Below are 13,418 nucleotides of genomic sequence, written 5' to 3'. Positions count from 1 at the left end.
AAGGGCAGGAACATCTTCCCGCCCTATCGGCAGAATGCGGGATAACTTTTTCTTCACAACTCTGCCATGCCATCAGGGCATGGCATCGGACCCACCCGCCCGCGGTCACAGCGGTTCGATATCCCCCTGAGCCCGGCCCGCGTGGAAATCCGCCTCCCAGGCGGCAAAGGTGCCCGCCGCGATGGCGTCGCGCATCCCTGCCATGATTTCCTGATAATAGTGCAGGTTGTGCCAGGTCAGCAGCATCGAGCTGATGATTTCCTGACTGCGGAACACGTGATGCAGATAGGCGCGGCTATAGTTGCGGCAGGCCGGACAGGTGCAGGCCTCGTCCAGCGGGCGCGGGTCGTCCATGTGGCGGGCGTTCTTGATATTGAGAACACCGTGGCGGGTGAACACCTGCCCGGTACGACCCGAGCGCGAAGGCAATACGCAATCCATCATGTCGATGCCGCGCTTGACGGCGCCGACGATATCGTCGGGTTTGCCCACCCCCATCAGGTAACGCGGCTTGTCCTCGGGCAGGAAACCGGGCGCGTAGTCGAGGCAACCGAACATCGCCGCCTGCCCCTCGCCCACAGCGAGGCCGCCCACCGCATAGCCCTCGAACCCTATGGCCTTGAGCGACTCGGCGCTCTCCTCGCGCAGATCCTGCTCCAGCCCACCCTGCATGATGCCAAAGAGCGCATGCCCCGGCCGGTCACCAAACGCCGTGCGCGAACGTTCGGCCCACCGCATCGAAAGCCGCATCGACTCGGCGATCCTGTCGCGGTCGGCCGGCAACGCCGGGCATTCGTCGAAACACATCACGATGTCGCTGCCCAAAAGCCGCTGGATCTCCATCGACCGTTCCGGGGTCAGCTCGTGCTTGGACCCGTCGATATGGGATTTGAACGTCACGCCTTTCTCAGTCAGCTTTCTGAGCCCCGCCAGCGACATGACCTGGAACCCGCCGCTGTCGGTCAGGATCGGCCGCTCCCAGTTCATGAACCTGTGCAGCCCCCCCAGCCGGTCGATCCGCTCGGCCGTGGGCCGCAGCATCAGGTGATAGGTATTGCCCAACAGGATATCGGCCCCGGTCGCGCGCACGCTTTCGGGCATCATCGCCTTGACCGTCGCCGCCGTCCCCACCGGCATGAAGGCCGGCGTGCGCACCTCGCCCCGCGGCGTCTGGATCACGCCGGTACGGGCCTTGCCGTCGGTGGCATGCAGGTCAAAAGAGAAACGCTCGCTCATCTCATCCTCGCGGCTCGGGTCAACCGGGCAGGCTTTGCCCCAAGCGCGCCGGCAATGCAAGCGGCCCGCCCGCTTTCCCCTTTGCACGGCGGGCGATACAGCCCATACCTGTATTGAATGGCGGCAACACCCGCCCCATATGTATACCATAGTACACAATATTCAGGGATACAGCATGACTGAGGACCAGATCATCGGCCTTTTCAGCCAGAACATCGTCTTTCTCGCCGCTGCGATCTTTATCGTCGTGGTCATTCTCAAGGGCATCCGCATCGTGCCGCAATCCGAGAAATACGTGGTCGAACGCTTCGGACGGCTGCATGCGGTGCTGGGGCCGGGCATCAACTTCATCGTGCCCTTCCTCGATGTTGTCCGCCACAAGATCTCGATCCTCGAACGCCAGCTCCCCACCGCCAGCCAGGACGCGATCACCAAGGACAACGTGCTGGTTCAGGTCGACACATCGGTGTTCTACCGGATCACCGAGCCGGAAAAGACCGTCTATCGCATCCGCGATGTCGACGGCGCAATTTCCACCACCGTGGCCGGGATCGTGCGAGCCGAGATCGGCAAGATGGACCTGGACGAGGTGCAATCGAACCGGGCACAGCTGATTTCCACCATAAAGGCCTCGGTCGAGGACGCGGTGGACGACTGGGGGATCGAGGTCACACGGGCCGAGATCCTGGATGTGAACCTGGATCAGGCCACCCGCGACGCCATGCTGCAGCAGCTCAACGCCGAACGCGAACGCCGCGCCCAGGTGACCAAGGCCGAAGGCGCCAAGCGCGCGGTCGAACTTAACGCCGACGCCGAGCTTTATGCCGCCGAACAGACCGCCAAGGCCCGCCGCATCGAGGCCGAGGCCGAGGCCTATGCAACCGAAGTCGTGGCGCGCGCCATCGCGGCGCACGGACTGGAGGCCGCGCAATACCAGGTGGCGCTGAAACAGGTCGAGGCGCTGAACGCGCTTGGGAATGGTGCCGGCAAACAGACCATCGTTTTGCCCGCAAATGCGCTCGAAGCCTTTGGCGACGCCTTCAAGCTGCTGAAAGGGGGCAAGGGATGATTGACGCGCTCTGGTCCGTCTGGTGGCTCTGGCTTGCCGCTGCGCTGGTTCTGGGCGTCGTCGAGATGCTGCTGCCAGGTTTCATCTTTCTGGGCTTCGCCATCGGCGCGGCAGTGACCGGGCTGCTGCTGCTTATTGTGACGCCGTCGCTGCCACTGTTGTTGTTGATCTTCGCCGCGCTGTCGCTGGCCGCATGGCTGTTGCTCAGGCACAGGTTTTCCCTGCCCTCAGGCCAGGTGAAAACCTTCAAGGATGACATCAACGGCTGAGGCGGTTCTGTTTTCCGGCACGGAAAACAGGCCGGAAAAATTCAATTTTTCCGTCCCCCGCCCAGCAACAAGGGGTGTCCTGCCTCTGGACGCCCCCGACCCCATTCCCTATATAATCGCTCAGGAAACAAGCCGAGGACCCGATGACCCACGCGACAGAACCCATGGAAGGCGCGCCGCTGATTGCGCCCTCTTCCGTCGACCACGACCTGTACGAGCCGGTGGTCGAGGCCTGCCGCACGGTCTATGACCCCGAAATACCGGTCAATATCTTCGAGTTGGGCCTGATCTATACCGTCGAGATCTCGGGCGAGAACGAGGTCCGGGTGATCATGACCCTGACCGCGCCCGGCTGCCCGGTGGCTGGCGAAATGCCCGGCTGGGTCGCAGCGGCGGTCGAAAGCGTGCCCGGTGTCAAATCGGTCGAGGTCGAAATGACCTGGGACCCGCCCTGGGGCATGGAGATGATGTCCGACGAGGCGCGGCTGGAACTGGGTTTCATGTGAGCGGCACAGGGGCAGTTCTCGTCGAAAAACCGCCCTTGTCGCAGAACATTTACAAGATCGTCACCCAGCCTTGATCCTTTCGTTACAGATCGCGGCCAGACTTGCCGCAGTTGGTACCGGGGCTTAACCCCCACCCGGACAAGGCGTTACCACCGGCCCTGGGTCCCGCGCCTTCGCCGGGCAGGGCCCGCAAAGATGGGGCCGCTCTTGCCCGAGGGCGGCCCGCTTTCTTTCAGCCACACTTGAGCCAAGCCCCCAAGCGCCCTAGATTAAGGGCAACGCGCGACAATGGAGACTTTCATGTTCGGTATACCCGGCAAGCAGGCGGTGACCATGACCCCCCGGGCGGCGACCCAGATCGCCCGCCTGATGGACAAGGGCGGCCATACCGGGCTGCGCATCGGCGTCAAGAAAGGCGGATGTGCCGGGATGGAATACACCATGGATTATGTGGATCAGGCAGACCCGCATGACGAGGTGGTCGAACAGGACGGTGCCCGCATCCTGATCGCGCCCATGGCACAGATGTTCCTGTTCGGCACCGAGATCGACTACGAGGTCTCGCTGCTGGAATCCGGGTTCAAGTTCAAGAACCCCAACGTGGTCGATGCCTGCGGTTGCGGGGAGTCGATCAAGTTCGACGAAAGCCTTTCCAACCGCTGACCCCCGGCCCTCTCGCCCACCACCCGCGATTGTCACGCCCCTCCCCCGATGCTATCGGAACCCGATGACATTCTGGACGGCTATTTCGGGAGAGAGCGATGCGGCGCAAACTGGCGGCAGGAAACTGGAAGATGAACGGCACCGGCGAAGCGCTGACAGCGCTGGAGGCGATTGCCGGAGCGCATCCCGCTGCCACTGTCGATCTGCTGATCTGCCCGCCCGCCACGCTGCTCTACCGTGCCGCTCAGGCCGTCAGTGGCAGCCGGGTGCGGATCGGGGGCCAGGATTGCCACGCCGCCAATGCAGGCGCCCATACCGGTGACATCAGCGCGTCGATGCTGGCCGATGCCGGTGCCAGCGCCGTCATCCTCGGCCATTCCGAACGCCGCGCCGATCATGGCGAGACCGACGCTCAGGTCTGCGACAAGGCGCGCGCGGCGCTTGATGCCGGGCTGATCGCCATCATCTGCATCGGCGAGACGCTGGCCCAGCGTGAGGCGGGCCAGACGCTCGACGTGGTCTGCGCGCAACTGGCCGGGTCAGTGCCCGACGGGATCGACGGCAGCCGGGTGGTGATCGCCTATGAGCCGGTCTGGGCCATCGGCACCGGGCTGGTGCCGACGCTGGAGCAGATTGCCGAGGTGCACGACACGCTGCGCCAGCAGCTGATTGGGCGGTTCGGCTCGGAAACCGCCGAGGCGATCCGCCTGCTCTATGGCGGTTCGGTCAAGCCGGGCAACGCGGCCGAGATCTTTGCCGTTTCGAACGTGGATGGCGCGCTGGTCGGTGGCGCCAGCCTGAGTGCTGCCGATTTCTCGCCCATCGTCACCGCGCTGGAACAGGCGGCGGGCTGATATACAGCTTGCCCCCGGCGGGCTGCTTCGGGATCATGGCCGCATGACCTCACCAACGCTCGCGGTGCGGCAGGCATCGCCCGACGACCTGCCGCAATTGTTCGACCTCTACCGGCACCTCAACCCCGAGGATGCGCCGCCGCCCGCGCCAGATGCGGCGCGGGACATCCTGACGCGACTGAACTGCTACGATGGCAGCGCCATCTTCGTGGGCGAGGTCGCGGATACTCTGGTCGCCTCCTGCACCCTGATCGTCATTCCCAACCTGACGCGGGGCGGCAGCCCCTATGGGCTGATCGAGAATGTGGTGACCCATGGCGATTTCAGAAAGCGTGGATTCGGCAAGGCACTGCTGGACCATGCCACGGCGGCGGCGTGGGAGGCGGGCTGCTACAAGCTCATGCTGATGACCGGTTCACGCCAGGCCAAGGTGCTGCGCTTCTATCTTGACGCGGGTTTCGAACAGTCCAAGACCGGGTTCCAGAAGCGGCGCGTAGCGCCACGCCCCGAGGGCTGAGGCGACGAACCGCACAGGCAGAGGTCCGAAAACAAAAATGCCGGGCAAGTTTCCCTGCCCGGCATGGTTTCTCGATTGGAACCGCATCCGTTACTTGATGATGATCTCTGGCCCCATCAGCGCGTTGGGCAGCACCGTCGACAGCCAGGGCACATAGGTGACCAGGATCAGGAAGACGAAGAGCACGGCCAGGAAGGGAAGCGCCGCGCGCACAACGCTCATCATCGGCATCCCCGCCACACCCGAGGTCACGAAGAGGTTCAGACCCACGGGCGGCGTGATCATCCCGATTTCCATGTTCACCACCATGATGATGCCCAGATGGATCGGGTCGATCCCAAGCTCGATCGCGATCGGGAACACCAGCGGCGCCACGATGACCAGCAGGCCCGAGGGCTCCATGAACTGGCCGCCGATCAGCAGGATCACGTTGACCACGATCAGGAAGGTGATCGGGCCCAGACCCGCCGACAGCATCGCGTTGGCCACATGTTGGGGCACCTGCTCGTCGGTCAGAACATGCTTCAGGATCAGCGCGTTCGCGATCACGAACATCAGCGTCACGGTCAGCTTGCCCGCCTCGAACAGGGTGTTGCGGGTGTCCTTGTGAAAGAACGCCCCCACCAGTGCCAGCGGCCGGGTCAGCAGGCTCTTGCGCACGCCGCCATTATGCTCGGCCGCCAGCGGTCCCATGTCGCGATAGACGAAGGAGGCCACCAGGAAGGCATAGACCGAAGCCACTGCCGCCGCCTCGGTCGGCGTGAAGATGGCGCTGGTGATGCCGGGGATACCGTAGATACCGACCATGATCACCACGATCAGCATCAACCCCCACAAAGCGTCTCGAAAACTGTCGCCGATCTCGCCCCAGCCGGCCCAGTCGCCCTTGGGCATGCCCTTGACCGTCGCCATGACATAGATCGCCACCATCAGCATGACACCGGCCAGAATGCCCGGAATGACGCCAGCCAGGAACATCCGGCCCACCGAGACCTCGACCGAGGCGGCATAGACCACCATCACGATCGAAGGCGGGATCAGGATACCCAGCGTGCCCGCGTTACAGATCACACCGGCGGCGAATTCCTTCGTATAGCCCGCTTGTTTCATCGCCGCGATGACGATGGACCCGATCGCCACCACCGTCGCCGGGGACGACCCGGACAGAGCCGCGAACATCATGCAGGCAAACACGCCCGAGATCGCCAGACCGCCGCGCAGGTGGCCGACACAGGCGATGGCAAACCGGATGATCCGCTGTGCCACCCCGCCCGTGGTCATGAAGGACGAAGCGAGGATGAAGAAGGGGATCGCAAGCAGGGTGAAATGTCCCTCGAAAGCCTGGAACAGCGTCTGCGCCACCGAGGCGAGCGAACTGTCCGAGAAGATCAGCAGGAACAGGACCGAGCTGAAACCGAGCGCAACGGCGATGGGCACCCCGATCAGCAGGAACCCCACCACCATCACAAAGAGAAGCACCACGTCCATCAGTCATCCTTCCCCAGTTGCTCGCGAACTTCTTCCAGTTCGTCCTCGGCCTCGTGGCTGGCGATCATGCGGTCCTGGCCACCGGTCCAGATGCTGCGGGCCACTTGCAGGAACCGCCACAGCAGCAGGCCCATGCTGAGCGGCAGCACCAGATAGGGCACCAGCCGCGGCAGTTTCTCGTATTCGTCGCCCTCGTTGAACACGGTCTCCATCCAGCCCAGGATCGCCGGATGCGGGATATCGTTGGTCTCGTACCAGCCCTTGGGGCGGAACTTGTCCTCGAAGCCGGTCGGAAACACGCGCCCGGTGGTCTGCGGCAGATTGGCGAAGTTCGACCAGTAGTCCCACGCGCCCTTGAGCAGCAGCAACGTGAACAGGATGCAGATAGTGACCGATATCATCGCCAATACATGGCGGCCCTTGGGCGACAGCATGTTGATGACCGCGTCGACCCCCAGATGGGCGTTCTTCTTGACGGCATAGCTCGCGCCCAGCAGCACCAGCCAGCCGAACATGAACACCGTCAGTTCGAGCGCCCAGAGAATATTGTGATTGAACACGTAGCGTGCGACCACATTGGCAAAGGTGATCACTGTCATGAAGCCCAGCAGCACGGCAATGATCGTCTCTTCAATGCGATCCACCCAGCTTTCGCTCTTGTGCGGATGCATGTCCCTCGTCCCTTGTTTTTATGAAAAAGGGCGCGGACAGTCCTGCCCGCGCCCCGTCAGGCTGTGCCTGGATTACATCGAGGCGTTGATGGATTGGGCCGCGTCGATCGCATCCTGGCCCACGTCGTCCACGAACTTGTCCCAGACGGGCTTCATGGTATCGACCCATTCCTGGCGCTGCTCGGCGCTCAGCTCGCGCACCACGCCACCGGCGGCGAGGATCGCGTTGCGGGCTTCGTTGTTGACCTTGGTCGATTCCGCGTTGCGGGCATCGGTCACTTCCTTGAGGATGGTCAGGAACTGGTCGCGCACGCCCGCATCCAGGCTGTCCAGCCAGTCGACCGAGGTCACCACCAGATAGTCGATGATGCCGTGGTTGGTCTCGGTGGTGCCGTCCTGTACCTCAAAGAACTTCTGGCCGTAGATGTTCGACCAGGTGTTCTCCTGCCCGTCGACAACGCCCTGCTGCAACGCGCCATAGACTTCGGAGAAGGCCATTTTCTGCGGGCTTGCGCCCATCGCTTCCATCTGTGCGACCAGCACGTCCGAGGACTGAACGCGGAATTTCAGCCCATTGGCATCCGACGGCACCAGAAGCGGCTTGCTCGCCGACATCTGCTTCATGCCGTTATGCCAATAGGCAAGGCCCTGAAGGCCACGCTTCTGCATGCTGTCGAGCAGGGCCTGACCGGCATCCGAGGTCTGGAACGCGTCCACCGCATCCACGTTCTTGAACATGAAGGGCAGATCGAAGAGGCGGAACTTCTTGGTGAACTTCTCGAATTTCGACAGCGAGGGCGCAGCCAGCTGCACATCGCCCTGCAACATCGCCTCGAGCACCTTGTCATCATTGTAGAGGGTCGAGTTCGGATAGACCTCCATGCACATGGTGCCGTTCATCTCGGCATTGACGCGCTCGGCCAGAAGCGAGGCGGCGATCCCCTTGGGGTGCTTGTCGGTATTGGTCACGTGGGCAAATTTGACCACGATCTCGCCGTCGTCGCAGGCGGCCATGGCGGCACCGGCGGTCACAGTCAGGGCCAGCGCGGTTGCGGCGGTTGTCAGGAATTTCATGTCTTTTGTCCTCCCAAAAGTCTGTCACATGTTCCTCGGACGCCAGAGGCGCCACATGCAGGCAGTGAAGCGAATCGCCTGACGCCACTCAACGGTTCTGACGGCGCCCTGAGAGGATAGAGTTTTAGTCTATATTTTCAGCACTTTAAGAGAAGCACCGATTCGCCAATCACCGGCAGGCCGCCTCTGCTGTGCGAGTTTCCGCACAGCCGATTTCGCCCATGTGCGGATTCCCGCACAACTCTGCGAATCGCGCGCTGCCGCTCGCCTGAAGCGCCGGCCAAGAAAATTCGTCGAATTTTCTTGGCGCCCGCCGCGGCCGTAACGCTAGCGACGATAGGCCTCGGGCTTGATGCCGTAGCGGGCCAGCTTGTCGTAGAAGGTCTTGCGCGGCAGTTTCAGCGCCTGCGCCGCCTCGGCGGCGCGGCCGTTGTGCCGCCCAAGCGCCGCGATCAAGAGGGTGCGTTCCACCCTTGCCATCTGTTCGGCCAAACCCAGTTCCGTGGCCTCGCTCACCTCTTCGGGCATGCCCAGCACAAATCGCATCGCTGCCGACATCAACGAGCGCGCATTGCCCGGCCAGTCCTGCGCCATAAGAGCCGCGAGGTGGTCCGGCGAGACGGCGGGTGGCGCGATACCCGCCTGCTCCGCCGCCTGCATGACGTAATGGCGAAAGATCACCGGGATATCCTCGGGCCGCTCGGCCAATGCCGGGATCCGCACCTGCATCCCCTCCAGCCGGTAGAAGAGTTCGGCGCTGAAGCTGCCCTTTTCCACCAGCGCGGCCAGATCCGCGGTACTGCCCGCCAGCAACCGCGCACCACCTGGCTGCTCCATCTCCTCCACGAGGGCATATTGCGCCGCCTGCGACAGGGCCGAAACCTCATCCAGGAACAGCGAGCCTTGCCCGGTCTCGGTGCAGAGCCGGGACAGCTCGGCCACATCCAGCCCAGCGGCGGCGCGTTTGACGAAACTGCCCTGCGCGCGCGGCGACATCAGGTGGATCACCTCGGCCACCTTGGAAATGCCGCTGCCCGCGGGACCGGTCACCAGCACCTCGGCACCGGTTGGGGCGACGCCGCGCACCCGCTCGCGCAGCGCCTCGGCCCGGGCCGAGCTGCCAAAGAGCATCCGCGCCGCCGGATCGCCCCGGTCAAGCTGACGTTTCAGCGCCCGGGTCTCCAGCACCTGCGCCCGTGCCGCCATGGCGCGGGCAATCACTGCCAGCAGATCGGCCGCAGCACAGGGTTTTTCGAGAAAATCAAAGGCGCCATCCCCCATGGCACGCACCGCCATCGGTATGTCCCCCTCGCCGGTCAGCAGGATCACCGGCAAGTCCGGGTCGACGTCCTGCGCAAAGGACAGAAGGTGGAACCCGTCGCGCCCCGGCATGCGGATATCGGACACGATCACCCCCCGGAATCCGGCGGTGATGTGATCCTTGGCCGCCACGAAGGACCCCGCCGTCTGCACCGCGTAATCAGCCAGTTCCAGCGTCTGCCCCAGCGCCTCGCGCACCGCCGCGTCGTCATCGACCAGCAGGACCTTGTCGATCATGCCGCCGCCTCCTCTTGCCAGGGGTCAAGCTCGACCGTGAATTCGGCGCCGCCGCGGGTGTTGCTGCCCCGGATATTGCCGCCAAAGCTCTGCACCAGCCCGTAGGAGATCGACAGGCCCAGCCCCATACCCTCGGAACTGCCGACCGCCTTGGTGGAATAGAAGGGTTCGAACACCTTTTCAGGTTCCTTCAGCCCCGGACCGCAATCCTGCACCCGCACCAGCAAGCGGGGACCGGTTTCGATCGCGATGCGGATATGACGCGTCTCCTGATCCATCATCGCGTCGACCGCATTGTTGATCAGGTTGACAAAGACCTGGGTCAACCGCACCTCGCCGCCGCGCGCCAGCACCGGGCCGACGGTGCCCGGGTTCCAGTCAAGTGTCACGGCGTGTTCGCGCAGCCGCGCTTCGGTCAGTTCCACCGCAGCCTCGATCACCTGCACCAGATCCACACGGCTCACCGGCTCGCTCTCGTTACGGGCAAAGGCGCGCAGATTCTTGATGATCCGCGCCATCCGCGCCGCCATGTCCGAGATACGACCAAGATTCTCGGTCGCCTTGCCAGTATTGCCCCGCGCCAGAAAGGCGGTGCCGTTATCGGCGAATTGCCGGATCGCCATCAGCGGCTGGTTCAATTCGTGGCTGATGCCCGCCGACATCTGGCCCAGCGCGCTCAACTTGCCCGCCTGCACCAGTTCGGCCTGGGCACGCTTCAGCGCTGCCTCGGCCTCTTGCCGTTCGGCCACCTCGCGGCGCAGCGCGCTGTTGGCGGCGGTCAGGGCCCGTGTGCGCTGGGCCACCCGGCTTTCCAGCACCTTGTTGGCGTCAGCCAGGGTACGACGGCGTTCTGTCGCCAGATAGAGCATGGCACCGAAGGCCAGGCAGATCGCGGCCACCGCCGCAGCCTGTAACCCCGCGATACGACGGGCGGGCGCCACGTCGACCAGCACCTCGCCGGTCATGCCGATCACCGGCAGCGGCCGCGTCATGTGAAGTGCCCGCGCGGGCAGGTATGGCCCCCAGTCGAGCTGCCAGATCTCGTATCCCCCCACCCGATGTGCCGAAAAAGGCAAGGACGGCCCCTTTGCCGGTACCAGGCCGGGCTGACCGGCAGGCCGCCGCCACCAAAGCAACTCGCTGCGGTTCGAGATGAAGACCTGGCCCGAGACATCGGTGAAGAAGACCGCCGGAGTGTTGCCGCGCCAATCCCATTCCAGATGCGCGATATCCACGGCAACGACCAGGGCGCCGCGCACCTTTCCATCAGTGCCGAACGCGGGAGCAGCATAATATATCGCGCGCAGATCCAGCGGGTGCTGAACGCCATGCGCGCTACCAAGCGCGCCATGCAGCGCGCGCCGGAAATACCCGGTCTCGGATATGTCGCTGAACAGCGTTCCGCGCGCAGATGCCAGTACGCGACCTCGGGTATCGGCATAGAGGATTTCCAGCGCCGAGGTCTTGTCTGCCACATCAAGAAACAGCGACTGTGCCTGCTGGCGCCCCGTCTCGGCGCCCAGATTACCCAGAGCCGGATGATCCGCCAGCAGAACGGCGGTTTCCTGGTAACGCTGCAATTGCGCGGTCAACCGGTCGCTCGCCAGTTCAAGATCTGCCTCGGCCCGCTGCGCAAGCTGTCCCAATGCCTGACGATAGCCATAGCTCCAGACGCCGGTGGCCAGAACAGCCACCGCCGCCAGAAAGCCCGAGATGACCCACCAACGCCGCATATCATAGGGTCTTGCACCCAAGCCCGGCCAAGGCAAGAGGGCAACGCGCCCTGTCACAGCGGCAGGACGGTGGTCGATTTGATCTCTTCCATCGACAACAGCGCGGTCACATTATGCACCCGCACCTCGGAGATCAGCGCCTGATAGAAGGCATCATAGGCGCGGGCATTCTTGACCCGGACCTTGAGGATATAGTCGATATCGCCCGCCAGCCGGTGCGCCTCCTGCACCTCGGGGCGATCCTGAAGCGCCTTGAGGAACTGTTTCTGCCAGTCCGCCTCGTGTTCAGAGGTGCGGATGAGGACAAAGAAGCAGGCCTCGAACCCCAGCGCCTCGGGGTCGAGGATCACCGTCTGCTGACCGATCACGCCCGCCCCCTTGAGCTTGCGTATCCGATTCCAGACCGGGGTCTTGGAACTGCCCACTCGGCTGGCGATCTCGTCCAGCGACTGGCTGGCATCGCGTTGCAGCTCGACCAGAATTTTCCGGTCCGTTTCGTCAATGCGCACTGACATTCTGCTTTTTCCTCAAAATCCGAACCCGCGTCCTTTGCCGCCACCAAGATGGAACGAATGTCCTTATTTGGCGCAGCATATGGAGCTTGAGCGGGAATATTTCCTATATTGAGAGGCAAGTCAAACAGGAGACAAGCCGCATGACAGCCCCGCGCATATACCCGGGACCCGGACATGTCGATTTCGTCGGCGCAGGCCCCGGCGATCCCGATCTGCTAACGGTTGCCGCACTCAAGGCGTTTGCGGCGGCGGATGTGGTGCTGCATGACCGGCTGATCAGCGACGCGGTGCTGGCGCTGGCGGGTGAACGCGCCGAATTGGTCGACGTGGGCAAGGCCGGGTTTGGCCCCTCTTGGAAACAGGGCGATATCGACGCGCTGCTGGTGGACCATGCCCGCCGCGGCGCCCGGGTGGTGCGGCTGAAATCGGGCGATCCGACCGTGTTCGGGCGCTTGGATGAAGAGATCGACGCGGTCTCGGCCGCAGGGATCAACTGGCGCATCGTGCCGGGCATCACCGCCGCCTCGGCGGCGGTGGCGGGCATCGGCCAGAGCCTGACCCGGCGCGGGCGCAACAGCGCGGTGCGCTTTCTGACCGGACATGACATGCAGGGCTTTGCCGATCACGACTGGACGGCGCTGGCCCGTCCCGGTGCGGTGGCCGCGATCTACATGGGCAAGAAATCGGCCCGCTTTGTTCAGGGGCGGCTGATCATGCATGGCGCCGACCGCGCCACCCCGGTGACGCTGGTGGAAAACGCCTCGCGCCCGGAGCAGCGGGTGCTGGCCACCACGCTCGACCGACTGCCCGCCGATCTGGCCGCCGCCGAGATGGACGGCCCCGCCCTCACCTTTCTGGGCCTGGCCCCGCGAGATGCGGCGGCCGCCCTCAGCACGATCAACAAGGAGCTTGCCTGATGGCCCGCGCATTCACCCCCAAGATTGTCACCGCCAATGACCTGCTCGACGGCGACGTGATCTATCAGACCGCCGACGACCGCTGGTCGCGCGAGCTGTCCGAGGCCGAGCTGATCACCGATGAGGCGCATGCGCAGCTGCGGTTGCTGGACGCCTCACGCCAGGCCGCCCGCGTCGTGGGCGCCTATCTGGCCGATGCCCGCCCCGGCCCGAACGGCCCCGAGCCGGTCCATTTTCGAGAGGATTTCCGCCGGACCGGCCCGTCCAACTATGCCCATGGCAAGCAGGAAACCTCTCCGCAGCCCCGGGCCTGAGCCACAGGCCCTTCCCCCCTCAAAAGGCCCCGGCT

The 13,418-nt window shown here is 64.0% G+C and carries 15 protein-coding genes; 8 read left to right on the top strand and 7 right to left on the bottom strand.

Going from position 1 to position 13,418, the window contains the following annotated elements:
* Nucleotides 1-105 precede the first annotated feature (105 nt).
* Nucleotides 106-1,236: a tRNA guanosine(34) transglycosylase Tgt gene (tgt, locus tag MB818_RS14035; protein ID WP_234215938.1), complete on the bottom strand. Its 1,131-nt coding sequence runs from the start codon at nt 1,234-1,236 to the stop codon at nt 106-108.
* A 175-nt stretch (nt 1,237-1,411) separates the two neighbouring features.
* On the opposite strand from tgt, the gene MB818_RS14030 reads away from it, so the two are divergent.
* The 6 genes from MB818_RS14030 to MB818_RS14005 all read left to right on the top strand — a co-directional run bounded on the left by MB818_RS14030 (nt 1,412) and on the right by MB818_RS14005 (nt 5,114).
* On the top strand, nt 1,412-2,305 hold the full coding sequence (locus MB818_RS14030) for an SPFH domain-containing protein (protein ID WP_234136239.1): 894 nt from the start codon (nt 1,412-1,414) through the stop codon (nt 2,303-2,305).
* Nucleotides 2,302-2,574, top strand: coding sequence for an NfeD family protein (locus tag MB818_RS14025; protein WP_234136238.1), 273 nt, complete (start codon nt 2,302-2,304; stop codon nt 2,572-2,574). The genes MB818_RS14030 and MB818_RS14025 overlap by 4 nt, the downstream gene beginning before the upstream one ends.
* A gap of 143 nt (nt 2,575-2,717) precedes the next feature.
* Nucleotides 2,718-3,080: an SUF system Fe-S cluster assembly protein gene (locus MB818_RS14020; RefSeq protein WP_234136237.1), complete on the top strand. Its 363-nt coding sequence runs from the start codon at nt 2,718-2,720 to the stop codon at nt 3,078-3,080.
* Between the two features lie 300 nt (nt 3,081-3,380).
* A complete protein-coding gene (locus tag MB818_RS14015) occupies nt 3,381-3,743 on the top strand; it encodes a HesB/IscA family protein (protein ID WP_234136236.1) in 363 nt (120 codons plus the stop codon).
* A gap of 98 nt (nt 3,744-3,841) precedes the next feature.
* A complete protein-coding gene (gene tpiA / locus MB818_RS14010) occupies nt 3,842-4,597 on the top strand; it encodes a triose-phosphate isomerase (protein ID WP_238905471.1) in 756 nt (251 codons plus the stop codon).
* A 43-nt stretch (nt 4,598-4,640) separates the two neighbouring features.
* A complete protein-coding gene (locus tag MB818_RS14005) occupies nt 4,641-5,114 on the top strand; it encodes a GNAT family N-acetyltransferase (protein ID WP_238905469.1) in 474 nt (157 codons plus the stop codon).
* Between the two features lie 90 nt (nt 5,115-5,204).
* Here MB818_RS14005 and MB818_RS14000 read toward each other — a convergent pair whose 3' ends face one another.
* The 6 genes from MB818_RS14000 to MB818_RS13975 form a co-directional block, all read right to left on the bottom strand.
* Nucleotides 5,205-6,602, bottom strand: a complete 1,398-nt coding sequence (locus MB818_RS14000) for a TRAP transporter large permease (protein ID WP_234136233.1) — start codon at nt 6,600-6,602, stop codon at nt 5,205-5,207.
* Entirely contained in the window at nt 6,602-7,273 is a 672-nt protein-coding gene (locus MB818_RS13995) for a TRAP transporter small permease (protein WP_234145395.1), read from the bottom strand. The genes MB818_RS14000 and MB818_RS13995 overlap by 1 nt, the downstream gene beginning before the upstream one ends.
* Before the next feature lie 72 nt (nt 7,274-7,345).
* The gene (locus tag MB818_RS13990) at nt 7,346-8,347 is read right to left on the bottom strand and encodes a DctP family TRAP transporter solute-binding subunit (protein ID WP_234136231.1); all 1,002 of its coding nucleotides are present in this window, start codon (nt 8,345-8,347) and stop codon (nt 7,346-7,348) included.
* Between the two features lie 327 nt (nt 8,348-8,674).
* Nucleotides 8,675-9,904 (bottom strand): sigma-54-dependent transcriptional regulator, encoded by a 1,230-nt coding sequence (locus MB818_RS13985; protein ID WP_238905468.1) that lies wholly within the window; start codon nt 9,902-9,904, stop codon nt 8,675-8,677.
* Nucleotides 9,901-11,637 carry a sensor histidine kinase gene (locus MB818_RS13980; protein ID WP_234145393.1) on the bottom strand — a complete coding sequence of 579 codons (1,737 nt, stop codon included), beginning with the start codon at nt 11,635-11,637 and terminating at the stop codon, nt 9,901-9,903. Before MB818_RS13980 ends, MB818_RS13985 begins: the two co-directional genes overlap by 4 nt.
* Nucleotides 11,638-11,690: 53 nt before the next feature.
* Complete coding sequence (locus MB818_RS13975; RefSeq protein WP_234136228.1) at nt 11,691-12,152, bottom strand: Lrp/AsnC family transcriptional regulator; 462 nt, start codon at nt 12,150-12,152, stop codon at nt 11,691-11,693.
* A gap of 140 nt (nt 12,153-12,292) precedes the next feature.
* Here MB818_RS13975 and cobA point away from each other — a divergent pair, with 140 nt between their 5' ends.
* Both cobA and MB818_RS13965 read left to right on the top strand, forming a co-directional pair.
* Nucleotides 12,293-13,069 carry a uroporphyrinogen-III C-methyltransferase gene (gene cobA / locus MB818_RS13970; protein ID WP_234136227.1) on the top strand — a complete coding sequence of 259 codons (777 nt, stop codon included), beginning with the start codon at nt 12,293-12,295 and terminating at the stop codon, nt 13,067-13,069.
* Complete coding sequence (locus MB818_RS13965) at nt 13,069-13,383, top strand: DUF2849 domain-containing protein (protein ID WP_234166194.1); 315 nt, start codon at nt 13,069-13,071, stop codon at nt 13,381-13,383. Before cobA ends, MB818_RS13965 begins: the two co-directional genes overlap by 1 nt.
* The last annotated feature ends 35 nt before the right edge of the window (nt 13,384-13,418 follow it).

The sequence above is a fragment of the Ruegeria alba genome (assembly GCF_022321465.1).
GTDB lineage: Bacteria > Pseudomonadota > Alphaproteobacteria > Rhodobacterales > Rhodobacteraceae > Ruegeria_B > Ruegeria_B alba.
This window is presented reverse-complemented; position numbering and strand designations above follow the sequence as displayed.